The 25,832-nt window shown below is 48.3% G+C and carries 21 protein-coding genes; 7 read left to right on the top strand and 14 right to left on the bottom strand.

Features of this window, described 5'->3' with window-relative positions; genetic code table 11:
- Window positions 1-14: 14 nt before the first annotated feature.
- The 6 genes from H8S52_RS05190 to H8S52_RS05215 all read right to left on the bottom strand — a co-directional run bounded on the left by H8S52_RS05190 (window position 15) and on the right by H8S52_RS05215 (window position 6,183).
- Window positions 15-701: an RnfABCDGE type electron transport complex subunit G gene (locus H8S52_RS05190; RefSeq protein WP_117985119.1), complete on the bottom strand. Its 687-nt coding sequence runs from the start codon at window positions 699-701 to the stop codon at window positions 15-17.
- Window positions 698-1,690 (bottom strand): RnfABCDGE type electron transport complex subunit D, encoded by a 993-nt coding sequence (locus tag H8S52_RS05195; protein WP_016662731.1) that lies wholly within the window; start codon window positions 1,688-1,690, stop codon window positions 698-700. Before H8S52_RS05195 ends, H8S52_RS05190 begins: the two co-directional genes overlap by 4 nt.
- 23 nt (window positions 1,691-1,713) lie before the next feature.
- The gene (rsxC, locus tag H8S52_RS05200; protein WP_186909418.1) at window positions 1,714-3,051 is read right to left on the bottom strand and encodes an electron transport complex subunit RsxC; all 1,338 of its coding nucleotides are present in this window, start codon (window positions 3,049-3,051) and stop codon (window positions 1,714-1,716) included.
- A 38-nt stretch (window positions 3,052-3,089) separates the two neighbouring features.
- A complete protein-coding gene (locus tag H8S52_RS05205) occupies window positions 3,090-4,094 on the bottom strand; it encodes a Fe-S cluster domain-containing protein (protein WP_117954655.1) in 1,005 nt (334 codons plus the stop codon).
- Between the two features lie 38 nt (window positions 4,095-4,132).
- Entirely contained in the window at window positions 4,133-4,549 is a 417-nt protein-coding gene (locus H8S52_RS05210) for a SoxR reducing system RseC family protein (protein WP_005653896.1), read from the bottom strand.
- A gap of 203 nt (window positions 4,550-4,752) precedes the next feature.
- Window positions 4,753-6,183, bottom strand: a complete 1,431-nt coding sequence (locus tag H8S52_RS05215) for a DUF3078 domain-containing protein (protein ID WP_117903696.1) — start codon at window positions 6,181-6,183, stop codon at window positions 4,753-4,755.
- Window positions 6,184-6,389: 206 nt separating this feature from the next.
- Between H8S52_RS05215 and H8S52_RS05220 the strand changes: the two genes are divergently transcribed.
- From H8S52_RS05220 to H8S52_RS05235, 4 genes are all read left to right on the top strand, one after another.
- A complete protein-coding gene (locus H8S52_RS05220; protein WP_117903698.1) occupies window positions 6,390-8,003 on the top strand; it encodes a CTP synthase in 1,614 nt (537 codons plus the stop codon).
- A gap of 40 nt (window positions 8,004-8,043) precedes the next feature.
- A complete protein-coding gene (yidC, locus tag H8S52_RS05225; protein WP_117985123.1) occupies window positions 8,044-9,891 on the top strand; it encodes a membrane protein insertase YidC in 1,848 nt (615 codons plus the stop codon).
- Window positions 9,892-10,023: 132 nt separating this feature from the next.
- Window positions 10,024-11,355 carry an MATE family efflux transporter gene (locus H8S52_RS05230; RefSeq protein WP_186909419.1) on the top strand — a complete coding sequence of 444 codons (1,332 nt, stop codon included), beginning with the start codon at window positions 10,024-10,026 and terminating at the stop codon, window positions 11,353-11,355.
- Window positions 11,356-11,399: 44 nt separating this feature from the next.
- Complete coding sequence (locus tag H8S52_RS05235; RefSeq protein WP_186909420.1) at window positions 11,400-13,517, top strand: S9 family peptidase; 2,118 nt, start codon at window positions 11,400-11,402, stop codon at window positions 13,515-13,517.
- Between the two features lie 96 nt (window positions 13,518-13,613).
- Here H8S52_RS05235 and H8S52_RS05240 read toward each other — a convergent pair whose 3' ends face one another.
- Window positions 13,614-14,720 (bottom strand): PspC domain-containing protein, encoded by a 1,107-nt coding sequence (locus tag H8S52_RS05240; RefSeq protein WP_186909421.1) that lies wholly within the window; start codon window positions 14,718-14,720, stop codon window positions 13,614-13,616.
- A 58-nt stretch (window positions 14,721-14,778) separates the two neighbouring features.
- A complete protein-coding gene (locus tag H8S52_RS05245; RefSeq protein WP_005653884.1) occupies window positions 14,779-15,105 on the bottom strand; it encodes a PadR family transcriptional regulator in 327 nt (108 codons plus the stop codon).
- A gap of 278 nt (window positions 15,106-15,383) precedes the next feature.
- On the opposite strand from H8S52_RS05245, the gene H8S52_RS05250 reads away from it, so the two are divergent.
- The gene (locus H8S52_RS05250) at window positions 15,384-15,887 is read left to right on the top strand and encodes a GNAT family N-acetyltransferase (protein ID WP_060384982.1); all 504 of its coding nucleotides are present in this window, start codon (window positions 15,384-15,386) and stop codon (window positions 15,885-15,887) included.
- A 133-nt stretch (window positions 15,888-16,020) separates the two neighbouring features.
- Here the strand turns inward: H8S52_RS05250 and H8S52_RS05255 are convergent, their stop codons facing one another.
- The 3 genes from H8S52_RS05255 to uvrA form a co-directional block, all read right to left on the bottom strand.
- On the bottom strand, window positions 16,021-17,583 hold the full coding sequence (locus tag H8S52_RS05255; protein ID WP_005653881.1) for a peptide MFS transporter: 1,563 nt from the start codon (window positions 17,581-17,583) through the stop codon (window positions 16,021-16,023).
- Between the two features lie 230 nt (window positions 17,584-17,813).
- Complete coding sequence (gene ybaK, locus H8S52_RS05260; RefSeq protein ID WP_117906221.1) at window positions 17,814-18,302, bottom strand: Cys-tRNA(Pro) deacylase; 489 nt, start codon at window positions 18,300-18,302, stop codon at window positions 17,814-17,816.
- 97 nt (window positions 18,303-18,399) lie between these two features.
- Window positions 18,400-21,228, bottom strand: coding sequence for an excinuclease ABC subunit UvrA (gene uvrA / locus H8S52_RS05265; RefSeq protein ID WP_117941136.1), 2,829 nt, complete (start codon window positions 21,226-21,228; stop codon window positions 18,400-18,402).
- 184 nt (window positions 21,229-21,412) lie between these two features.
- On the opposite strand from uvrA, the gene H8S52_RS05270 reads away from it, so the two are divergent.
- Together H8S52_RS05270 and H8S52_RS05275 are read left to right on the top strand one after the other, a co-directional pair.
- On the top strand, window positions 21,413-23,215 hold the full coding sequence (locus H8S52_RS05270) for a LysM peptidoglycan-binding domain-containing protein (RefSeq protein WP_117985132.1): 1,803 nt from the start codon (window positions 21,413-21,415) through the stop codon (window positions 23,213-23,215).
- Between the two features lie 48 nt (window positions 23,216-23,263).
- Window positions 23,264-23,950 carry a porin family protein gene (locus H8S52_RS05275; RefSeq protein WP_117740062.1) on the top strand — a complete coding sequence of 229 codons (687 nt, stop codon included), beginning with the start codon at window positions 23,264-23,266 and terminating at the stop codon, window positions 23,948-23,950.
- A gap of 117 nt (window positions 23,951-24,067) precedes the next feature.
- On the opposite strand, the gene H8S52_RS05280 is transcribed toward H8S52_RS05275, so the two are convergent.
- The 3 genes from H8S52_RS05280 to H8S52_RS05290 are packed head-to-tail and all read right to left on the bottom strand — an operon-like array spanning window position 24,068 to window position 25,715.
- A complete protein-coding gene (locus H8S52_RS05280; protein WP_016662744.1) occupies window positions 24,068-24,526 on the bottom strand; it encodes a DUF4293 domain-containing protein in 459 nt (152 codons plus the stop codon).
- Window positions 24,526-24,861, bottom strand: a complete 336-nt coding sequence (locus tag H8S52_RS05285; RefSeq protein WP_005653870.1) for a DNA-directed RNA polymerase subunit omega — start codon at window positions 24,859-24,861, stop codon at window positions 24,526-24,528. The genes H8S52_RS05280 and H8S52_RS05285 overlap by 1 nt, the downstream gene beginning before the upstream one ends.
- A 50-nt stretch (window positions 24,862-24,911) precedes the next feature.
- On the bottom strand, window positions 24,912-25,715 hold the full coding sequence (locus tag H8S52_RS05290; RefSeq protein ID WP_005653868.1) for an outer membrane protein assembly factor BamD: 804 nt from the start codon (window positions 25,713-25,715) through the stop codon (window positions 24,912-24,914).
- Between the last annotated feature and the right edge of the window lie 117 nt (window positions 25,716-25,832).

The raw sequence follows: 25,832 nt of genomic DNA on the forward strand, positions 1-25,832 counted from the left end.
TCTCTACTCCTTTCTTATTTAGCACTGACAGAATCAGTGAGTTCAACTTTAATAGTAGCTCCCGTAGCCGTATTGGTTCCGGCAGCCTCTTCCACATTCTTTTGAGTAGCTCCCGTAGCGCCGTCAGCAGTATTCTGACCTGCATAGGCAGCATATGCAACGTTTACGGCATTCAGGAATGCGCGCGAAGTAATGGTTGAAGCTGTAATGGCATCTACCTTACCGCCGTCCTTGCTTACTGTCAGAGAAGCTTCACCGGGATTCATACCTGTAATATCTCCCTTGTTTCCCTTCTTGAACCAGTCGGCAGCCTTGGAGCCCAATCCCGGAGTTTCCACATGCGACAGCAGCGAGTAATCGATAATCTTGCCTTCGGCATCGAAGCCTACCAATACCTTCAGCTCACCGCCAAAGCCCATGGAAGTCGCTTCGACAGCAGCACCGATGAATTTGCCTTCTTTAGTGGCGGGATACACAGCGTACTGGACACCATTTACCTCCTGAGTCTTTTTTTCGGCAATCGGGTCATTGTCAAAACCCGGAACCACAGCGCTGACAGCATCGCTCAACGTCTTGGCATTGGCCTGCGCAATAGGTTCTTTCGTCAGTTCATTTACATAAGCCAGCAATGCTACGGATATCGCAGTAACTCCCGTAAGCACCAGCAACATATTCTTTAAGGATGATTCTAACTTTTTCATTTCTTCTTCGCTACCTCCCCAAAGCGTTTAGGTTTAACATATGTGTTGATAAGCGGAGTAAACGCATTCATAATCAGAATAGCGAACGACATACCTTCGGGATATGCGCCGAACAGACGGATGATGACCGTGAGCAGACCGATACATACGCCGTAAATCAGCATTCCCTTATGGCTCATCGGAGAAGTTACATAATCCGTAGCCATGAAGATAGCACCCAGCATCAGACCACCGGACAGCAGTTGCACCACCGGAGATACATAGATTTCCGGATTAACCCAGTACATGATGCCGGAGAAAACGAATACCGTAGCCAAAATGGATACGGGAATGTGCCATGTAATAATCTTCTTCCACAACATATAGGCCAGTCCCAACAGCAGGGCCAATGCGCTGACTTCACCCAGACAACCGCCGTTATTACCGATCAGCAAGCTGAAAGATGAGGGAAGGTCGCTCAAAGACATGCCTGGAGCACCGCTGATTACACCTTTCATTATAGCCAACGGCGTAGCAGCCGTAGTGGCATCCGTGTAAGCGGTCAGTTGTCCTACGGCAGGCCATGTGGTCATCTGCACAGGGAACGACAGCAACAGGAACACACGTCCCGCCAATGCGGGGTTAAAAGGATTACAACCCAAACCTCCGAAAGACATCTTGCCTACACCGATAGCAAACAAGGCGCCCAGAATGATAATCCAGACAGGAAGGTTGGAAGGTAAGTTGAATGCCAGCAACACACCGGTGATAATAGCGGAACCGTCACAGATGGTTGTGGTTTCTTTCTTCATCAGAAATTTGCCGATAGCCCATTCAAAGAACAGACAGGCTGCTACGGAAGTAGCCGTAACAATCAGCGCGCCCAGTCCGAAAAAGTAAAGCGATACAAGAAATGCAGGAATCAATGCTATCAGCACGCCGTACATATTCTTCTGCACGCTGTCACCGCCGTGAACGTGGGGCGAAAGGGATACGATTAATTTATTCATAAGATTATACTAAATCAATTCTTTCATTTTTTTACCTGACGTGCACGTATCATCGCTCCTACCTTACCCTTACCCAAACGGATATAGTCCAGCAACGGACGGTTGGAAGGACAAGTGAACTGGCATGAGCCACACTCGATACACGACATGACATCTTCTTTCTCTACTCTTTCAAAATCGCCGTGAGCCGATACGGTAGCAAGCAAGTAGGGTTCCAGCCCCATAGGACAGGCACTCACACATTTGGCGCAACGGATACATGGCTGCGCCTCACCACGCTTGGCTTCCTTATCGTTCATAATCAGGATGCCTGAACTGCCTTTCGCAGTCGGCACATCCGTATTTACCAGCGCCTTACCCATCATCGGACCGCCGCCGATAATCTTGCCCGTATCTTCGGGCAGACCGCCGCAAGCGTCAATCAACTGCTTCATCGGCGTACCGATACGCGCCAGGAAGTTGGAAGGCTTGGACAAAGACTTGCCGGTAACGGTAATGACACGCTCAAACAGCGGTTTATTCTTCTGAACAGCCTGATATACGGCAAATGCAGTACCTACATTCTGTACAACGGCACCCGTGGAGATAGGCAATGCACCGGCAGCGACCTGGCGACTGATAACAGCGTCTATCAACTGCTTTTCACCGCCTTGCGGGTACTGCACTTTCAAGGGCACAACCTCGATACCAGCATAGCCGGCAGCTACTTTCGTCATCAGCTGGATAGCATCGGGCTTATTATTCTCAATACCGATGAATGCCATGTTCACCTTAACGGCTTTCATCAGAATAGAAACACCTACCATGATTTCTTCGGCATGCTCCAGCATCAACTGGTGGTCGGCAGTAAGATACGGCTCGCACTCCACGGCATTGATTATGACACATTCCGCCTTGAATGCAGGCGGCGGGCACAACTTCACCTGTGTAGGGAAACAAGCGCCTCCCAAACCTACGATACCGGCATCCGCAATCTTCTTCACGATTTCCTCGGCTGTGAGATTGCACTCTTTTACCAATGTATCGGTACGGTCTATGGTCTCTTCCCACTCATCCCCCTCTACATCAATGAATACAGCCGGTTTGGCGTATCCGCTGGCATCGACGATAGTGTCGATTTTTGCGACCTTTCCGCTGACAGACGAATGGATAGCCGCTGATACGAAGCCGCCGGGTTCGGCAATCTTTGTACCTACTTTCACAACATCACCTTTAGCAACGATAGGCTTTGCAGGAGCGCCGATATGCTGGCTCAACAAGATAACGGCTTTTGCCGGAATCTCTGCCTGTACGATAGGCTGATGTGCTGAAAGTTTATTTTCGTGTGGATGAACTCCACCGATTGAAAATGTCTTCAACATACAATTCTGTATTTTTAGTCGTTTAATTTCTTTTAATATTATGCTTCAGTTTTCGGAGTTTCCGGAGCAGCAGCAGTTTCAGAAGCTTTGGAAGTTTCCGCTGCTTTTTTAGGAGCTTCTGCGGGCTTTGCAGGAGTTTCCGCCGGCTTCTTGGCAGCTTCCGCAACTTTCTTCACCGGCTCTGCAGACTTAGAAGCAACAGCCTCTCCTTCCGCTTTCGGTTTACGCGGCGGGAAATTGAGGGCGATTATCGTACCTTGCGGACAAACTTCTTCGCATTTACGGCAAGACTTACATTTGTTCGGGTCGATGTATGCCAGATTGTTCTCCAGCGTAATTGCCTCGAACGGACATACCTTCACACACTTGCCACAGCCGATGCAGGCTACGGTACAGGCCTTACGGGCTACAGCACCCTTATCCTTGTTTACGCACTGCACATAAACGCGGCGGGATTTCTTGCCTTGCGGACGGATTTCGATAATATTTCTCGGACAAGCCTTGGCACATGCGCCGCAAGCGGTACACTTGCTTTCGTCCACCTCGGGAAGCCCGGTTTCGGGATTCATGCGGATAGCACCGAACTGGCAGGCAGACACACAGTCGCCACATCCCAAACAGCCAAAGCTGCATCCCGTTTCGCCACCGTAAAGAGAAGCTGCGATAGCACAGCTCTTCGCACCGTCGTATTGATTGACACGAGGACGGTTGGCACACGTTCCGTTACATCTTACCACTGCAACCATCGGTTCGGCAGCAGCAGCATCCAATCCCAGGATTTCGGCAACTTTCGTCATGACAGGCTGTCCGCCCACCGGACAAAGTTTACCTTCCAACGAACCTGCCTTGACGCAAGCATCGGCAAATCCGCTACAACCCGGGTAACCACATCCACCGCAGTTTGCCTGAGGCAGCACAGCTGCCACTTGTGCAATTCGCGGATCTTCATACACGGCAAATTTCTTGGAAGCCACGTAAAGAATAACCGCCGCAACCAGCGCTATGGCCCCCAATGAAATTACTGCAATCAGAATTACATTCATAAATTAGTTGTTTATTAATTATTTGTTTTATGTATTAGTTAGTTCATCGGTTTAATCGAGAAAGAGAACTTCTTTCCCAATCGCGACTTGTTCAGCCACAATATATAATAATAAGGTATAAGGAGCCCTAACGAACACAGTGCAGAGACCAGTTCGTCGTGCCACATAGCCATAAAAGCAAAAAGGGAAAAGATTAAAACAAGAAAAGGAAACACAAACGCAAGCAAAACCGCCATTACCCCCATAGACAATTCTCCGACAACCCATACACGGTCGCCGGGCTGATAAGAAGAACTTTCATCTATAACATCGATAAGCTTTTCTTTTGTATCGGCAGAACTGCAATGTCCCTTGATACTGCATGAAGCACATGCTGAAGTTTGAACAATCCTCACCTGAAGATGAGTGCCGTTTATGTTTTCCACAATACCCTGATGTCTTATAGTATCCGCCATTTTGCAAAGTGTGCATTACAAATCGCGGCAAATTTACGCATTATTTGCGAACTGCAAGGGATTAGACTGCTTTTTCTGTGTACGCAAACGCTCTTTTTCCTGTTTTTCGCAGTTTTTCGCTATTTTTTCTTCTGAAAAACAAAAAAAGAGCGCCCCGCTGTCATCGGCGGAGCGCTCCCTTTAATCATTCGCAACAGATATGGTTACCATTTGTAATTGATACCGAAGCTCAACAATTCCTTCACCTGGAAATAGCTGTCGCCTTCGGTAGGTTTGGCACTGTCATCAAAACGGGCATGCACATAAAGCTTGGTGGAGAGATAACGGTTCAGCACAAAATTAATGGTGTTTTCCCATTCAATACGTGTCCACTCGTAACTGGTCTGGAAGTCCAACCGTGAATCCAGAACGATAGAAGGTATGATAGTCCACGAAAGCGTAGGCTGTATTTGAGAACCGAAATTATGCTTGACGCACTTACCCTCGTCCAGGCCGAACTTCACTTCATCCACCTCTTTATTGCCCACATAGCGCAACATATAGGTCAGCGGGGCGATAAAAACAGACAAGTTAAACTTTTCCTTTTTCAGCTTATAGTCCATACCGATACTGGACGACCAATCTGCGGGTGCAAAGAATGCTGAGACCAGCTCTTCGCTATTCGCCTTGTAACTATGGCAAAACTGTGTTTTAAATTCCGTAGTAATGGTATAATACCACTTGGATGCAGCCTGAATACCCAATTTGCTATAAAGGCGGAACTGGTCGGTGCTTACCAGGTAATCGTGGAACTCATCGGAAGGAGCTGAGTTGAAGCCGAACTTGGCATCCAGCATATTCTCCCACTGGAGTTTCTCCCTATCGTTATAGTTGGCAAACAACTGCAGGTTGGCAAGCAAGGAGTTCGTACTTTCACCGCCCTTATACCAGTTGTCGGAAATATAGTTTTGCGTAATCTGCAACGAACCGTTTCCACCGGTCACCCACCAGTTGGGCTTTTGTATCACGACTTCCGCCTCTTCTTTCACTCTTGCCATGTTCTCCTGGGCAAAGAGTTTCACCACGGAAGGCTTGGAAGAGATTTCCTTTTCGATATTGTCCTTGAAAAGTTTTTTCTTCTTAATCTCTTTCTCGGTCATTACCACCAAGTCCGGACGATTGACGTACGTATTCATCATCACGCGGTCTACAACCCTATTCGCATTCTCTTTCGACAAGAAGCTCAATGTATCGAACGGCAGGAGTTCTTTCGTCATCGCAGGTACCGTATCCGGCTTCTGGAAAGTCCAGCCAACCTGCGACAGGCGTTCCATAGGAGCATAATAATAAGTGGTGGGAACAAACATACGGTAATAGTCCGGATTGTATGCAATATACCGTTCGGGAGTAGCCGGATCGTTCAAATAATCCAACACACCGAAATATTTTTCATACAGCACGGAGACTGTATCCAGCCGGTACCCATTATCGCAGGGTTTCAGTTTCAATATCCAGTTCTGACTCCAAATACCCGACAATGTATCCGCATTCTCCGTTGCAGCCTGTTTTCTTGTACTCTTTGCAGCATTTTGGGCTATCACCGGAAAAGAAAGCAGTGCGGCAACCAATCCTATTAAAACACGTCTATTCCTCATACTTTTCTTAAAATCTATATTTGAACGCAAAATTAAATCAAAATGTTCAGATTACAAAAGGTGGAAAGTGAAAGTTTATCAGAACCTTATTACGCACAGATATTCCACTTTTTATAATTGTTTTCACCAAACTGTTATGTACTTCCTCTTTTTTTTCATAATTTTGCGCTTTAATTTTTAGAGAAAACATTTAAAACAGTATAGCTGTGGGAGAAACAAAGTATATTTTCGTCACCGGTGGCGTTGCCTCCTCATTGGGTAAAGGTATTATTTCGTCATCCATCGGTAAATTATTGCAAGCAAGAGGTTATAAAGTAACAATTCAGAAGTTCGACCCGTATATCAATATCGACCCGGGTACGCTGAACCCTTATGAACACGGAGAATGCTACGTAACGGTAGACGGCCATGAAGCCGATCTCGACCTGGGACACTACGAACGCTTCCTGGGTATCCAGACCACAAAGGCCAACAATATTACAACCGGACGTATCTACAAAAGCGTTATCGACAAAGAGCGCCGCGGCGATTATCTGGGAAAGACCATTCAGGTAATCCCTCACATTACGGATGAAATCAAGCGTAATGTAAAGCTGTTGGGCAACAAATATAAATTCGATTTCGTAATTACCGAAATCGGTGGCACGGTAGGCGACATCGAGTCTCTTCCGTACTTGGAAAGCATCCGCCAGTTGAAATGGGAACTGGGTAAAGACGCCTTGTGCGTACACCTTACTTATGTACCCTACCTTGCAGCAGCCGGCGAATTGAAAACCAAACCGACCCAGCACTCCGTAAAAGAGTTGCAAAGCGCCGGTATCCAGCCCGATGTGCTGGTACTCCGCACGGAACATGAGCTGAGCAACACCTTGCGCAAGAAAGTGGCCCTTTTCTGCAATGTAGACGAAAATGCCGTTGTACAGAGCATCGATGCACCTACTATCTACGAAGTGCCTATTCTGATGCAGGCTCAGGGACTGGACGAAACTATCCTGAAGAAAATGGGACTTCCCGTGGGCGATACTCCGGGACTGGGTCCGTGGCGCGCCTTCCTCGAACGCCGTCATAAGGCAGAAACGACCGAACCGGTACACATCGCACTGGTGGGCAAGTACGATTTGCAGGATGCCTACAAATCCATCCGCGAAGCCCTTTCACAAGCCGGAACATACAATGACCGCAAGGTATCCGTAGATTTCGTAAACAGCGAGAAGCTGACGGACGAAAACGTAGCGGAAGCATTGAAAGGCATGTCGGGCGTTCTCATCGGGCCGGGTTTCGGCGAACGTGGCATTGCCGGAAAGTTCGTAGCCATCAAATATGCGCGTACGCACGATATTCCGACATTTGGTATCTGCCTGGGCATGCAATGCATTGCCATTGAATTTGCCCGCAACGTACTGGGATACGCTGATGCCAATTCGCGCGAAATGGACGAAAAGACACCGCACAACGTTATCGACATCATGGAAGAGCAGAAGTCCATTACCAATATGGGCGGCACGATGCGTCTGGGCGCTTACGAATGCGTATTGCAAGAAGGCAGCAAAGCATACGAGGCCTATGGCACGGAACACATACAGGAGCGCCACCGCCACCGCTATGAGTTCAACAACGCATATAAGGCAGAGTATGAAGCGGCCGGCATGCAGTGTACGGGCATCAATCCGGAATCGGACCTGGTGGAGATAGTAGAGATACCCGCCCTGAAATGGTTTGTCGGAACCCAGTTCCACCCCGAATACAGCAGTACCGTACTGCACCCGCATCCGCTATTTGTAGCTTTCGTAAAGGCTGCGATTGAAAACGAAACAAAGTAATCATCACTAATTAATAATTGAAAATTCATAATTTGATTAAATGGATAAAAACACCATCACAGGCCTTGTCTTGATAGCAATCCTGTTAGTCGGATTCAGCTTTCTGAGCCGTCCGAGCAAGGAGCAACTGGCTGCACAGCAACGCTATTATGACTCCATAGCCCAAGTACAACAACGCGAAGCTGACCTGAAAGCAAAGGCGGAAGCCGCTTTGGCCAATGACAAAGAGGAACAGACGGCAGACTCTACCGTTCTCTTCTTCAACGCTCTTCAGGGAACCGACTCACAGGTTACAATACAAAACAATCTGGCAGAGCTGACAGTTGCCACCAAGGGCGGACGTATTTCGTCAGCTACGTTGAAAGAGTATATGGGACAGGACAAAAAGACACCTGTTACCCTATTCAGCGGCAACGACGCTTCCATGAACTTCCTTTTCTACAACAAGAAGGAAACCATACAGACGGAGAACTACTATTTTTCGGTGGTGAACCGTACGGACAGCACCGTAACCATGCGTTTGGCGGCAGACAGCGCCAGCTATATCGACTTTAAGTATGCCATGCACAATGACACCTATCTGGTAGACTTTACAATCGACGCCGTAGGTATGGCAAACAAGCTGGCAAACACCGACTATGTAGACATCGAATGGTCGCAGCGTGCACGTCAGATAGAAAAGGGATATACGTATGAGAACCGCCTGGCGGAACTGACCTATAAAATTACCGGAGACGGAACCGATTACCTTTCTGCCGGCAAGAACGATGAGAAAGAAGTGGCAGAGCGCCTGGACTGGATTGCTTTCAAGAACCAGTTCTTCTCTTCCGTATTCCTTGCCGATGCCGACTTTGAGAAGACGAAGCTGAACTCAAAGCTGGAGACACAGGGAAGCGGCTACATCAAGGATTACTCTGCCGAAATGAGCACTGCTTTCGACCCGACCGGCAAGACTCCGACGCAACTGTTCTTCTACTTCGGTCCCAACCACTACAAAACGCTGACCGCACTCGATAAAGGACGCGAGGACAAGTGGGAGCTCAACCGCCTGGTATATCTGGGCTGGCCGTTAATCCGCTGGATAAACAAATGGTTTACCATCAATATCTTCGACTGGCTGTCCAGCTGGGGATTGAGCATGGGTATCGTTCTGCTGCTGATGACATTGATTGTAAAGGCAGTGGTATTTCCCGCAACTTGGAAAACGTACATCTCCTCTGCCAAAATGCGTGTACTGAAACCGAAAATAGACGAAATAGGCAAGAAGTATCCCAAGCAGGAAGATGCCATGAAGAAGCAGCAGGAAGTGATGGCGCTTTACAGCCAATACGGTGTGAGTCCGATGGGCGGCTGTCTGCCGATGCTGATTCAGTTCCCCATTCTAATGGCATTGTTTATGTTCGTGCCGAGTGCCATCGAGCTGCGCCAGCAAAGTTTCTTGTGGGCCGATGACTTGTCCACGTACGATGCGTTCATCAATTTCCCATTCCATATTCCGTTCCTGGGCAGTCACCTCAGCCTTTTCTGCCTGCTGATGACAGTAACGAATATCCTGAACACCAAATTTATGATGCAACAGCAGGACACAGGCGCCAACCCGCAAATGGCAGCCATGAAATGGATGTCGTACCTGATGCCCGTTATGTTCCTGTTTATATTGAACGACTATCCTTCGGGACTGAACTACTACTACTTCATTTCGACGCTTGTCAGTGTGATAACTACCATCATCATGCGCAAAATGACGAATGAGGAAGCGCTTCTGGCACAACTGGAAGCGAACAAGAAAGACCCGAAGAAAATGAAAAAGACCGGTTTCGCTGCCCGCCTTGAAGCTATGCAGAAGCAACAGGAGCAGATGATGAAAGAAAAGCAGAACAGGAAATAAACTTCCGTTCAAGATATTTTCTCAGAAGGAAGCCGGACAATGCACTTTGCCCGGCTTCCTTTTCCTTTTTTCAAGTATATCTGTCTCCCAAAAAGAATTATCGAATGTATCCCAAAAACCTATTTATCGAATATGCAGACTAAATACACCTACAAAGAAATCTGGCTTATAGCCTACCCTATTCTCATCAGCCTGCTCATGGAGCAGATGATCGGCATGACAGACACTGCCTTCCTGGGACGCGTGGGCGAGATAGAATTAGGAGCATCCGCCATTGCAGGTATCTTCTACATAGTAATGTTCATGGTGGCATTCGGTTTCAGTATCGGAGCGCAAATTCTGATAGCACGGCGCAACGGCGAACAGCAATATAAAGAGATAGGCAACCTCTTCTACCAGGGAGTCTATTTCCAGTTGGGAATGGCAGCGGTTATGTTTGCCCTCTGTTACAGCTTCGCTCCGGTGATATTGAAACGGCTTGTCTCTTCCCAGCACATCTACGATGCGGCAATGAGCTACCTCAACTGGCGTGTATTCGGCTTCTTTTTCTCCTTTACGGCAGTGATGTTCCGTGCGTTCTTTCTGGGAACGACACAGACCAAAACGCTGACGCTGAACTCAATCGTCATGGTATTGAGCAATGTCGTATTCAACTACATCCTGATATTCGGAAAATTCGGAGTGCCGCAGCTCGGCATTGCCGGAGCCGCCATAGGCTCGTCGTTGGCGGAATTGGTGTCATTGATATTCTTCATCCTCTACACCCGTCACCGCATCGACATCCGCAAGTACGGACTGGACAAAATACCGGGTATCCGCTGGAACATACTCAAACGCATGCTCAACGTCTCTTTCTGGACGATGGTACAGAATTTCCTGTCACTCTCCACGTGGTTCCTGCTCTTCCTTTACGTAGAGCATCTGGGAGAACGTTCGCTGGCCGTTACCAACATCATCCGCAACGTATCGGGCATAATGTTTATGGTTATGATGGCATTCGCTTCGACCTGCGGGTCGCTTGTCAGCAACCTTATCGGAGCAGGACACACCGACTGCGTGCCCGGTACGATACAGCAGCATATCCGCATAGCCTATGCGTTCGTGTTGCCGCTTGCCGTGTTCTTTGCGCTGTGCCCCAAGCTGATACTGAGCGTGTACACGGATATGCCGGAACTGCAAGAGGCAGCCGTTCCCTCGCTTTGGGTACTTTGCTCCGCCTATCTGTTCCTCGTACCCGCCAACGTCTATTTCCAGTCCGTATCGGGAACCGGAAACACGCGTACGGCCCTGGCCCTGGAGATGATAACACTGGTGGTTTATACCTGCTACATCACATACATCGTAGCCTATCTGAAACTGGACGTGGCATTTGCATGGACATCGGAAATTGTTTATTCCGTAGGAATTCTGGTGCTTTGCTATTTCTACATGAAGAAAGGGAAATGGAGTCTGAAGAAAATTTAAATTAATTTCCTATCTTCGTTACCGAAATAAATCTTCAAACATATATGAAACAATCAAACCTATTATTTATGTCGGCAGCAATGATGTTGGCATCCTGCGGCGGAACCAAAGACGCAGGACAGAACGGGACGCTTATCGAAAGATCGGATATAAAGATTGAAGGTAAGCGCATGACGCCCGAAGCGCTTTGGGCAATGGGCCGTATCGGCAGCGTAGCCGTATCGCCCGACGAGAAACAGATTGCTTACTCGGTAGCCTATTACAGCGTACCGGAAAACAAGAGCAACAACGAGTTGTTTGTCATGAATGCCGATGGCAGCAGCAACAGACAAATCACCCGCGACAGCTGGCAGGAAAGCCAACCCGTCTGGATTAAAGACGGCAAGAAAATCGCTTTCCTCTGCAACGAAAGCGGCAGCAGCCAGGTGTGGGAGATGAATCCGGACGGTACGGAACGCAAACAGCTCACCCGGTACGAGGGAGACATCGAAGGATTCGCTTTCTCGCCCGACGGCAAGAAGCTGCTTTTCATCGCCCAGGTAAAAACCGTGCAGAGCACCGCCGACAAGCATCCCGACCTGCCTAAGGCAACCGGTATCATCGTTACCGACTTGATGTACAAGCATTGGGACGAATGGGTGACAACCGCTCCGCATCCCTTCGTTGCAGACTTCGACGGCAACGGCATCAGCAACGTACAGGATATTCTGGACGGCGAACCCTACGAAAGCCCGATGAAACCCTGGGGCGGTATCGAGCAACTGGCCTGGAGCCCTGCTTCGGACAAAGTGGCCTATACCTGCCGCAAAAAGACGGGACTGGCCTATGCCGTCTCCACCAATTCCGATATTTACATCTATGACCTTGCCACCGGGAAAACGGAAAACATCACCGAAGAGAACAAAGGGTACGATACCAATCCCCAATATTCGCCCGACGGCAAGTACATAGCCTGGCAGAGCATGGAACGCGACGGCTACGAGGCAGACCTCAACCGCCTGTTCGTCATGAACCTTGCAACCGGAGAGAAGCGTTTCGTAAGCCGCGCCTTCGAATCCAACGTAGATGCTTTCTTGTGGAACAAAGACTCGCAAAGCATATACTTCATCGGCGTATGGCACGGTGAAACGCAGATTTACAACATCGGTCTTGCCGACAATGACAGTCTGAACCGACTTACCGACGGCATGCACGACTACGCCTCTCTCGCCCTTTGCGGTGACAAGCTCATTGCCAAGCGCCACTCCATGAGTATGGGAGATGAGATATACGCCGTAAACAATACACGCAACGGCAATGCTTTTGCCAAGGCCGAGCAACTGACATTCGAGAACAAGCAAATCTACGACCAACTGGAGATGGGTAAAGTAGAGGCACGCTGGATGACGACCACCGACGGCAAGCAAATGCTGACCTGGGTTATCTACCCACCCCAATTCGACCCGAACAAGAAGTACCCCACCCTGCTCTTCTGCGAGGGCGGACCTCAAAGCCCCGTCAGCCAGTTCTGGAGCTATCGCTGGAATTTCCAGATTATGGCTGCCAACGACTATATCATCGTAGCTCCCAACCGCCGCGGTCTTCCGGGCTTCGGTGTGGAGTGGAATGAAGCCATCAGCGGCGATTACGGCGGCCAGTGCATGAAAGACTACTTCACAGCCATCGACGAAATGGCAAAAGAACCGTTTGTCGACAAAGACCGCCTGGGTTGTGTAGGCGCCAGCTTCGGCGGCTTCTCCGTTTACTGGCTTGCCGGACATCACGACAAACGCTTCAAGGCATTCATTGCCCACGACGGTATATTCAATATGGAAATGCAGTACCTGGAGACAGAGGAAAAATGGTTTGCCAACTGGGATATGGGCGGCGCATACTGGGAAAAGGACAACGCCACAGCCCAACGTACATTTGCCAACTCCCCCCACCTCTTCGTTGACAAGTGGGATACCCCTATCCTCTGCATTCATGGCGAAAAGGATTTCCGCATCCTTGCCAACCAGGCAATGGCAGCCTTTGACGCTGCCGTAATGCGCGGTGTTCCTGCCGAACTGCTTATCTATCCCGATGAGAACCACTGGGTGCTGAAACCGCAAAACGGCGTTCTGTGGCAGCGCACATTCTTTGAATGGCTGGATAAGTGGCTGAAGCCTGCAAAACAATAAAGAAAGCAGATAAAAAAGAATATGAAAAAAGAAAGCCGGCACATCGTTGCAGTGATGTTGCCGGCTTCTTTTTTTTCTATGTCATGCTCCCGCTTGTCAGACCAGCACGCCCAATATCGGGAATGTCGCTCCCTGCATTGCGAAGCAGATGCCAAAGACACACGCACTTACAATCCAAAGAATGACCAACGTCCATTTCAGGCCGGAAACCATAGGCTGCCACTTGAATATCTGGCTGAATATCATCCAAACGAGGCTTACCAACGGAATGCCCACTACCAGGATACCAGCAATATACATCACAATGGCCGATAACGGAGAAGCAGGCAATACGACATTAAAAGTAGGGAACATCGAGATAAGTGCTGCCCCACCGCCGATGGCCACCATTACGGCAGCAAAAAGCAGGGCTACGAACACCACTCCGAACACAAACAGCAGCGGACTGCAGATGATAGCGAATATCACCAGGCAGATTTTAAGGAACAGCCCCACCACCATAACCAGGGCATCGCCCAGTTTCTGCAGGAAAGTACGAGGCTTGTCGGACCTCATATAATCGTTCACGCCGTTTGCCATCTTCTCAAAACCGCCGGTCACTGTCTTGCCTATATTATCCACCGTAACCGCCTCGCCCCGCATACTCAGTTTCTCGGCTGCCGTGCGGGCTTCCGGAACGATTATCCAGCAAATGATGTAAGCAGGTATCAGGAGCTTGAATCCGAAAATCATGATTATTACAAGCACCAGACGCAACATCGTCACGTCCCAACCCCAATAGGCAGCCAATCCGCTCACCACACCGCCCAACATCTTATCGTCGGGATTGCGATAGAAATGGTGAGACACTTTCTCCGCAGTTGCGGAAGCGCCTGCACCTGTATTGCCGGCATGGTTGCTGCCGTCCCAACTGCCGCTTCCGGAAGCGGCATCTCCTGCGTCAGGCTCCAGTTCCTCCGGCTTTCCCATGCGGGCAATCACTTCTTCCACATAGGTAATGGTAATCACCTGCGAACCCGCAGCAAGCTTCTCCGTAAAAAGCTCGGAGATACGGCGTTCAATGTCATCGATTATCTCGTCTGCACCGGCTTCCTTACGGAAATGTATCTTCAGGTTGCTCAAATAATTATCCAAAAGGCGGTAGGCATCTTCATCGATATGGAAAACCGTTCCTCCTAAATTTACCGTTAATGTCTTTTTCATCGTTATATGTTTTTTATTTATTCTTTCATTACTCTTCAATAGCCCAACATGCTTCACGCTAATTGTTGGCAATATGATTGACCGTATCGCTCAGTTCGCGCCAGGACACCTCCAGCTCACCCAGAAAAGCCTCTCCTTTTGCGGTCAGCCTATAGTATTTGCGCGGCGGTCCCTGCGTGGACTCTATCCATTCGTAACTCAGCAAATCATCGTTCTTCAAACGGGTGAGCAGCGGATAGAGCGTACCTTCCACCACAATGAGCCGCGCTTCCTTCAGTTTCTGTATAATATCCGAAGCATAAGCCGGCTCTTTATGGAGCAACAGCATGATACAATATTCAAGCATGCCCTTGCGCATCTGCGACTTTACATTATTAACGTCCATAATTCGTATATGTTATTAAATGGTTTGACTGTTTACAACAAAAATGCCATACCTGCATCCTTTGTATGGCACAAATATATGTATTATCTTAGTACCTTGTATTGCAAAGTACCTTACATTAATATTATTTAAGAGTATATATGACCGGAGAGCAACCCGGGCTGTGCCTGTCGCACCTACAAAATCCCCGTTGATATGCCACAAATAATTACAGTTTAGTTTCTGTTTGAAACAAAGTATGCTATATTTGCATCATATTAATATAAACGCAGCAAAACATGTTTACCATCAGAAAAGCAACAAGCGCCGATTGCGGGTTAATCCATAAACTCGCCTGGCAGATATTTCCCGAAACTTACAAAGAAATTCTTTCGAAAGAACAAATCGAATATATGATGGAATGGATGTACTCCTTAGAGAGCATCCGCCAACAGATGGAAGAAGAGGGGCATGTGTACCTCATTGCCTGTGAGGAGTGCGAAGCGGCGGGTTATGTATCCGTACAGCAACAGGGAAAAGACCTGTTTCACCTGCAAAAGATTTATGTGCTTCCTTATTATCAGGGCGCACACTGCGGAAGTTTCCTGTTTCGCGAAGCTGTAAAATACATCAGGGATGTGCATCCCGCCCCGTGCATTATGGAGCTGAACGTAAACCGCAACAACAAAGCGGTAGGTTTTTACGAGCACATGGGGATGAAGAAATCCAGAGAGGGAGATTTTCCGATAGGAAACGGATACTATATGAACGACTACATCATGCAGTTGAAAATCGAAGAATAAGCAGCGGGCCGCATTATGGAATCCAAAGGGCTACACTACGTTTCCAAAGAGCTACATTACGTTTCTAAAGGGCTACATTATAACTGTAAAGGTCAACTCTGCAATTCCAAAGTTGACCTTTACGTTTTCTCTATTATTTCGCTACTCTCTCCAGCCATTTAACCATTGAGAGCATCACAATCATGGAAGCGCCCGTTGCACCCACGAAAACCAACCAGCATGCCCAGATTGGAACAGTGGTATAAAGGATACCGCCAACGAAAAGCAGCGAATTACCTACTGCCGTTGCAGCCAGCCAGCAACCCTGCATCAGACCCTGCAAATGAGGGGGAGCCACCTTGGACACGAAAGACAGTCCCAGCGGTGAGATGAACAACTCGGCAACCGTCAGGATGAAGTACAAACCTATCATAATCCACGGAGTCACACGGATGGCATTGATTTCGGCGGCACTCATCGTGCTCAACGCATCTTTGGCAGGCAAAGTGAACGAGAATATCATCAGGAACACGTATGCCAATGCCGCAATACCCATACCGATGGCAATCTTCATCGGAGTGGACGGTTCTTTATCCTTTTTCTTCAATGCGCCGAACAGCCACATGATAAACGGAGTGAGGAATACCACAAAGAACGGGTTTACGCACTGGAAGATTTCAGCACCCTTGATACGGGTAAAGCCAAGGTCAATATCGATTACGCTCAAGTCTACATAGTCGCGTGCAAAGTAAGTCAGCGAATAACCGTTCTGGTGGAACGACAGCCAGAAGAAGATTACCACACCGAACACTGCGAACAGGGCATAAATACGCTGTTTGATTTCGGCTGCGCTCATCTTGATTTCTTCTTTGCTTACGGTAGCATTCTGTTCCTTGGCAGCTACAACCTTCTTTGCCGGGTCGGGGAAGCGGTTCTTGTTGACCAGGTAGATTACCAATGAAATCAACATGGCAACAATGGCAGCCATGAAAGCGTATTGGAAACCGCGGTTAAACACATCCAGGTAGTTGTTGACAAACGCACCCATATCAGCCACATGGCTGCCGTCGAGCGTAACCTTGTCTGCCAGAGCTGTAAGATTCTCCATAGCCTGGGGAGCCATCTTGTCGCCCTCTTTAAGGAATTGGTGACAAAGTTCGGGCAAAGTGGCATCATAGTCGAAGTTGTTGACCTTCAGCCACCAGTTGCGCACACCGATAGCAATCCACGGAGCGAAGAAACCGCCGATGTTAATGAACATGTAGAATATCTGGAAACCGGAGTCGCGCAGGCTTGAGTACTTGGGATCATCGTACATCTGACCCACCAATGCCTGAAGATTACCCTTGAACAGACCGTTACCGAAAGCAATGACCAGAAGTCCGAAACAAGTCAGTCCCAGGTAAAGTCCCATGCTGGGAACAGGCGTAGGAGTAGGAATGGCAATAATCAGATAACCCACCGCCATCATCACCAGACCGGCAAGGATAGTGCCTTTGAAGTTTTTAGTCTTATCGGCAATGATACCGCCTGCCAATGCCAGAATATAGATAGATGCATAGAACGCGGAATAGATATATCCGGTAGTCGTTTCAGACAGCCCGAACTTCGCCGAGATAAACAGTGTAAGGATTGCCATCATAATATAGAAGCCGAAACGCTCTCCCATATTAGCCAAAGCGGCAGCAATCAAACCATTAGGGTGCTTGCTAAACATAAAAATAAGTTTTTGTAAATTAGTAATTAGTATTAGTTTATTTATATTTTTTGCAAATATATACTTTTCATCGAGATTTCCGGTAAGAAAACGAAATATCTCTTGCCGGAAATCAGGTTTTTAATATCCCTTTCACGAAAAAAGCCGGAAAAAGCATGCGAATAATTACACTATGACAATCTGTGCCGGAAAAAGCATTAAAATCACATAATCCCTCATGCCTACACACCTCATGCCTCAAAAAGCCTGCAAACCTCAGCGTGTACCTCCTTTATCAAATCCTTCGGATTGAGTTTGAGTTGCAACCCGCGCTGTCCGGCACTGATGTAGATATAGGAGAACTGCAGGCAGGTTTCGTGAATATAGGTAGGGAAAGGCTTTTTCATGCCGATAGGCGAACAACCGCCGCGGATATACCCCGTCAGCGGAAGCAGTTCCTTCATCGGGATAAGGTCGCACTTCTTGTTTCCGGACACCTTGGCGGCCAATTTCAGGTCTACTTCGTGCTCTCCGGGAATGACGCACACAAAATAACCGGTTTTATCGCCATGCAATATCAGTGTTTTAAATACCTGCTCTATATCCTCTCCCAAACTGGTAGCCACGTGTATGGCACTCAAATCTTTCTCATCCACCTCATAAGGAATGAGCTCGTAGGCAATCTTTGCCTTATCAAGCAGCCGGGCTGCATTTGTCTTGTTGATTTTATTTTCTTTCATCACAAACTATAATTGCAGACAGGCGAAAAGCATTCCGTTGCAGAAAGACGGTTTGCCGTCCGATGCCTTTCACCCGTCATCTTTCTTTCAGACTATTTTAAAGATGAAGTTCTTCTTTCAGGAACTTCGGGGTATATCCTTTCGTGCTCATCGCCACCTCTTCGGGCGTGCCGCAAGAGAGAAGCTCTCCCCCGCCCTTACCGCCTTCGGGTCCCATGTCAATGATGTAATCCGCCATTTTGATGACATCGAGGTTATGCTCGATAACGATAACCGTGTTGCCTTTATCGACCAATTTATTCAATACATTCATCAGGACGCGGATATCCTCAAAGTGCAGTCCGGTAGTAGGTTCGTCAAGAATATAGAGCGTCTTGCCCGTATCCCGTTTGGAGAGTTCGGTGGCCAACTTCACACGCTGGCTCTCGCCACCGGAGAGCGTGGTGGAAGACTGCCCCAGCTTGATATACCCCAGGCCGACCTCCTGAATTACCTTAATCTTGTTCAATATCTGAGGTACGTTTTCAAAGAATTCCACAGCACGGTTTATCGTCATATCCAGTACGTCGGCAATGGACTTCCCCTTGAAGCGCACTTCCAGCGTTTCGCGGTTGTAACGCTTGCCATGGCAAACCTCACAAGGGACATATACATCGGGCAGGAAATTCATCTCAATGGTTTTGTAGCCGTTGCCCTGGCAGGCTTCACAACGTCCGCCGCTTACATTGAACGAGAAACGTCCCGCCTTGTATCCGCGGATTTTGGCTTCGGGCAGGCCGACAAACAGGTTGCGGATATCGGAAAAGACTCCCGTATACGTGGCAGGATTGGAGCGCGGAGTACGCCCCAGCGGCGACTGGTCTACATTCACCACCTTATCTATATACTCCAGTCCCTCGATACTGCCATACTCCAAGGGGTCCTGAAGCGAACGGTAAAACTTCTGCGAAAGGATGGGCTGAAGCGTTTCATTAATCAGTGTGGACTTTCCGCTGCCCGATACTCCCGTTACACAAATCAGTTTGCCGAGCGGGAACTCCACATCCACATTTTTCAGGTTATTGCCTCTTGCACCGCGCAGCCACAGGCTATGGCCGTTGCCCTTGCGCCGTTCGGCAGGCACTTCAATGGCACATTCGCCGTTCAGATACCGGGAAGTCAGCGTATGCGTCCGCAACATCTGCTGCGGAGTGCCGGCAAATACCACCTCGCCCCCCAGCCTGCCTGCCTTGGGGCCCATATCTATAACGTAATCGGCGGCAAGCATCATGTCTTTATCATGCTCCACCACAATCACGGAATTACCCATATCGCGCAACTCCTTCAACGAATGAATAAGCCGCAGATTATCGCGCTGGTGCAATCCGATGCTCGGCTCATCCAATATATACAGCACGTTCACCAACTGCGAGCCTATCTGCGTAGCCAGTCGGATACGCTGGCTTTCGCCGCCGGAGAGGCTGACGGCGCTGCGGTCCAGAGACAGATAATCCAATCCCACATCCAGCAGGAATTTCAGGCGGGTACGGATTTCTTTCAATATTTCTACCGCAATCTGCTGCTGTTTCCTGCTAAGATATTGGTCTACGTTCATCAGCCAGTCATACAACTCGTTGATGTCCATTGTGGAGAGTTCGTAGATGTTTTTATCGTGAATACGGAATGACAAGGCTTCCTTGTTCAACTTCGCTCCGTGGCATTCGGGACAGACAGCCGTCCTGGCAAATTGCTCCGCCCACTTCTGTGCCGTGGCAGACGCATCCTTTTCCTGCAACATCTGGATATACTTCACCACTCCTTCAAAAGTGACAAAGTAGTCGGAAGACGTACCGATAAGGGAGCTTTTTATCTTTATTCGCTCATCCGAACCGTATAGAATCTCATCTATCGCATCGTCCGGCAACTCCCTGACAGGAGTTTTCAGTGTAGCTTCATACTTCTCCAGCAATGCGGCAATCTGCCAGAATATCATGCTGTTCTTGGCTTTTCCCAAAGGGATGATGGCTCCCCCGCTGATGGAAAGCTCGCGGTCGGGGATAATCTTGTCTATATCAATCTGGTTCACCACACCCAAACCCTTACACTTGGGACACGCCCCCTGCGGAGAATTGAAGGAGAAGTTATGGGGGGCAGGCTCGCGATAGGACAGTCCGGTGACAGGACACATCAAACGCTTGCTGTAATGGCGCACGCTCTCGCTTTGGGCATCAAGCACCATCAGCAGCCCGTCGCCCTGACGCATGGCAACGGCAACGCTGTTCTTCAGGCGGGTGTCGTCTTTATCCGCCACCACCAGTTTGTCGATTACCACTTCCACGTCATGGTTCTTGTAACGGTCCAGCTTCATGCCGGGCAATGCCTCGCGCACCTCGCCGTCCACACGGACATAGAGATAGCCTTTCTTGCGAATCTGCTCGAAAAGTTCCTTGTAGTGTCCCTTACGGTTGCGCACCAACGGGGCGAGGATGTAAATACGTTTTCCTTTATAATCGTTCAGGATAAGCTCGAGTATCTGCTCTTCGGTATATTTCACCATTTTCTCGCCGGAAAGATACGAATAGGCTTCGCCGGCACGGGCATACAGCAGACGAAGATAATCGTATATCTCCGTTGTCGTACCCACGGTGGAACGCGGATTTTTATTGGTGGTCTTCTGTTCTATGGAAATCACCGGGCTCAGACCGGTAATCTTATCTACATCGGGACGCTCCAGATTGCCCAGAAAGTTACGGGCATAAGCGGAAAACGTTTCGATATAGCGGCGCTGGCCCTCGGCAAATATCGTATCGAATGCGAGGGACGACTTACCGCTTCCGCTCAGCCCGGTGATTACCGTAAGGCTGTTGCGGGGAATTTCCGCATCGATGTCTTTCAGGTTATGTACACGCGCTCCGTATACATTGATATATTCTGTTTCTTCTTGCATATTTTAATGAATGAATTTGTGCAAAAATAACGGTTTCCGACCGAATATCAGTCGAAAAGCGGTATTTTTCGGTTTTGAAATGCACAATATTATTTCTTAACGCAATCCTTTGGTTAAAATGGGACAATATTGTTAACTTTGCGGCTACTTTGGGAAATTGTAAACATAAACCAACGATTACTGAATGAAAACGATTAACCGTATTTTTTGTTCCCTGCTGCTTGCCGGCGCGTGCAGCCTCGGAACAAGCGCACAAGAAAACCAATCCTACTTTCTGCATACGATAGAAAAAGGCCAGAGCCTGTATTCCATTGCCAGCATGTACAACATCAGTCAGGCGGATATAGTAAAACTGAATCCGGGAAGCGACGACAAGATATACGTAGGCCGTACCCTGCGCATTCCGCGTACGGATGCCGGTTTGCAAAAGGAGACTTTCCATACCATAGCTCCCGGTGAAACCCTTTACCGGCTTACGGTGAAATACAATGTGTCCGCCAAAGCTATATGCGATGCCAACCCCGGACTGAGCGCCGATAACTTCCGCATCGGGCAGGTCATCCGCATTCCGTCGGCCACGGATGCGGCAGCCGTCACCGCAGACACGCAGGCACTTTCGGGCATGCCCGCAGGCAACACTGCCATTCAGGCCCCGGTACAATCCCGCTGCCGCGACATGCACAAGGTAAAACGCAAGGAAACGGTATTCAGCATCAGCCGCGAATACGGTATTACCGAAGCCGAACTCATAGCCGCCAATCCCGAATTGCGGGGCGAGAACAAGATAAAGAAAGGTTCGTTCCTCTGTATCCCCTATCCGTCCTCTCCTTCTGCAACGCAGCAGGATACACCCCGGCAGGCCGCACCGAGCGACAGCGAACTGTTCAGTGAAAACACAAAAAGCAGCAAGCGCATCAATGTCATCAAGGCTGCCGTAGTCCTTCCGTTCCTGCCCGACGGGGCAAGCAAAAGCGAGTCTGCCAAAATGGTGGAATATTACGAAGGATTCCTTATGGCGGTAGACAGCCTGAAGCGCACAGGCACTTCCATAGACCTTTATACTTACAGTACCGGTCCTGCCACATCCTCCCTGAACTCCATACTCGGCAAAAGCGAGATGAAGGACATGGATATTATCTTCGGCCCGTTGCACCAGCAGCACATCAAGCCTTTGGCCGATTTTGCCGACAAGCACGACATACGGCTGGTGATACCGTTTACGTCTAAAGACAATACCGTATTCCGCAATCCGTCGGTTTACCAAATCAATACTCCCCAATCCTACCTTTATTCGGAAGTGTACGACCACTTTGTCCGCCAGTTCCCCAACGCCAACGTTATCTTTATCGAGGCAAGCCAGGGAACCAAAGAGAAGGCGGACTTCATCAAGGGATTGAAAGAGGAGTTGCGCAACCGTTCCATACCTACAAAATCACTGAAAGAGGATGCTACCGTGGAGTCCTTGAAAGCCGTACTGCGTGCCGACCGCGAAAATATATTCATCCCCACTTCCGGAAGCAACATCACACTGATTAAGATACTGCCGCAACTGACACTGCTGGTACGCGAGACGCCCGACAGCCGCATACATCTGTTCGGCTATCCGGAATGGCAGACTTACACCAAAGACCATCTTGAAGCCTTCTTCGAACTGGATACATACTTCTACTCCTCGTTCTACACGAACAATCTGCTGCCGGCAGCCATTAACTTCACCAAGAGCTACCGCAAATGGTATGGCAAAGAGATGGACGAACGTTATCCCAAATTCGGCATGCTGGGTTTCGACACGGGCTACTTCTTCCTCAAAGGACTGTCGCGCTACGGTTCGGGATTTGAAAAGAACCTGGACAAAATGAACCTTGTTCCCATTCAGACCGGCTTCAAGTTCCAGCGTGTAAACAACTGGGGCGGATTTATCAACCGGAAAGTGTTCTTTGTACGCTTCACCAAGAATTTCGAACTGATAAAGCTCGACTTTGATTAAAGAAACGCCTTACAGCCATTGGGTTACAGTAATTCGCAATTGAAGAAAATGAAACTAAAAACAATTATAGGAACAGCACTCTTAGCAGGTACATGTGCTTTGCCGGCAAACGCACAGATAGGCGAACAACGCCATAACTTTTCCGTGGGCATCAACGGCGGCATCAACCTGAATAGCGTAAGTTTCTCTCCCAGAGTCCGCCAGAACAACCTGATGGGTATCAACGGCGGAGTGACCGCTCGTTATATTTCCGAAAAGTATTTCAGCATGATATGCGGTGCACAAATCGAACTTAACTTCTCCCAGCACGGTTGGGACGAATTTTATGAGGACTATCCCGAACTGCAATACACGCGGAAGATGAACTATCTGGAAATTCCCTTCCTTGCACATCTGGCATTCGGTAAGGACAGAGGTTTGCAGTTCTTCGTCCATGCCGGTCCGCAGATAGGCTTCTTTTTAGGAGACAGCTATACGATAAGCGGCGACTGGGACAACTACCCGGGACTGACCGTAGAACAGCATGACAAAGCCGTAGACAACAGGTTCGACTACGGCATTACGGGCGGAGCCGGCGTGGAACTTCGCACCAAAGCCGGAAATTTCCTGGTGGAAGGCAGATACTATTATGCCTTGTCCGACTTCTACAACAGTACCAAGAAGGACTACTTTTCCCGTTCGGCACACGGAGTCATCACCGCTAAAATCACTTATTTGTTCGATTTAAGGAAATAAAGAAAATAACGGTATAATCCGGATACAGAGATATAAAAAGCGGGGCGAGTGTTGAATGTAACACTCGCCCCGCTTTTTATACCGGACTGTCTGTCTTACCGGACAGACCTTTTCTCTTTATCTCAATCTGTCCGCAGCTTTCACCATCAGCTCATCGCGATAGATAGCGCGGAAAGCCAGATAATTCAGTATGATACATACGGCAGGCAGGCATAAAGCCCATCCCAACTGGAAGGCCATTGCATTCAAATCGTTTTTCAGGATAAACATAAACGCGAAGAAAGCAATGTAATAACCTATCAGCAAAAGACTGCCGAACACCGTCATACGAACCTGCAACATACGGTTACGGAACAGGAATATGGTGCATAACGCAATAATCGCACTCAACAGCAGAATGCCGAACAAGCCCCATGTAGACTGGAAGTTTCCATCGGCCAAAGTCACGCCCAACGGCTTGAATACATGAGCCGCTATCCCATCCGGACCGATAAACTGTCCCACCGGCAAGCAAAGAGCCACAACCAGCAGGATAGCCACCAATAACAAATAAACGGATTGAATACGCTGTATCATTACTGCAATTTCTCTTTTTCCTTGGAAGGATTACGATAATATACCTTACCTTCAAGATATTCCTGAGTGGCAATCAATGTCGGTTTCGGCAACTTCTCATAATAACGGGAAATCTCAATCTGTTCGCGATTCTCGAATACCTCCTCAAGATTATCGTTGTAAGAAGCAAACTCGGCCAGCTTCTTGGAAAGGTCATTCTTGATTTCAACACTGATCTGATTGGCACGCTTACCAATAATCGCTACTGATTCATATACATTACCGGTATCCTCACACAACTCCATCATATCACGAGTCACCGTAGTAGTAGGAGCATTTGTCTTTCTGTAATCCATAAATTTCTATCTAAATTAATTTTATTCTACAACAATTGTTTCACTTTCTGTCAGTCCTTCAAAATCTTCTGCGCTTCCTTGAAGATGCGGTCGGCATCTTTCATGTATTTGCTTTCGGGAAACTCGTTCTTAAAGGCGTAATATTCGTCTACCGCTTCACGATAACGTTCCGCACGCTTGTCTTCCACACTATACACCGCCATTTCGTATTTGGCGCGCAGGATAAGGATGGACAAATCTTCACGCATATTGGTGTAAGGGTAATCCTTTAATGCGTTCTGTGCAGTGATAACGCAAGATTCATAATTATTTCCCAAATAATTTCCCAAATTATAATAGAGCTTGGCAGAGAGATATTCTTTCATAACCAGCTTGTCCTGCAAAGCAAATATCATGCTTTGGGCCTCGTCTTTCTTCGAGCTGTCAGGAAAATATTCAAGGAACATTTGCAGTTGCTGAATCGCACTGTATGTACCGGACTGGTCCAAACGGGGCTCCGGCGTATCCAGGAACAATGCCTTTCCGGCATGGAAACGCGCCAGTTCGGTAAACGTACCGCGCGGGTACACATTATAGTATTGGGTAAATGTCTGCGCGGCAGTCTGATAATCTTTCTGGTTATAATAGCTCATACCCAGCATGTAAAGAGACTCTTCCGCTTTATCAGTACCTTTAAGAATGGCAATCAACTCGTTCAGCAACGTGGCAGCACGACTGTACTGGCCTTTTGCGAAGTAATTCTTTGCCGCTTCATACTTGTATTCGTAGTCTGTGCTTTTCAGCAACTTGTTGTATTCTCCGCATGAGGAGAGCAGCAGTGCTGCAAGCAAAGTTATAAGGACGTTCTTCTTCATTACTTTTATTCAAATAATGTGCAAAGATAGAGGTTCGCATCGAATTAAACAAAGATACGCACCTTAATTTTTCAAAAACAAAGATGAATGGGGTATCCCTACTTTGGCACACTCCCT

Source organism: Bacteroides sp. NSJ-48, assembly GCF_014287405.1.
Taxonomy (GTDB): Bacteria; Bacteroidota; Bacteroidia; order Bacteroidales; family Bacteroidaceae; genus Bacteroides; species Bacteroides stercoris.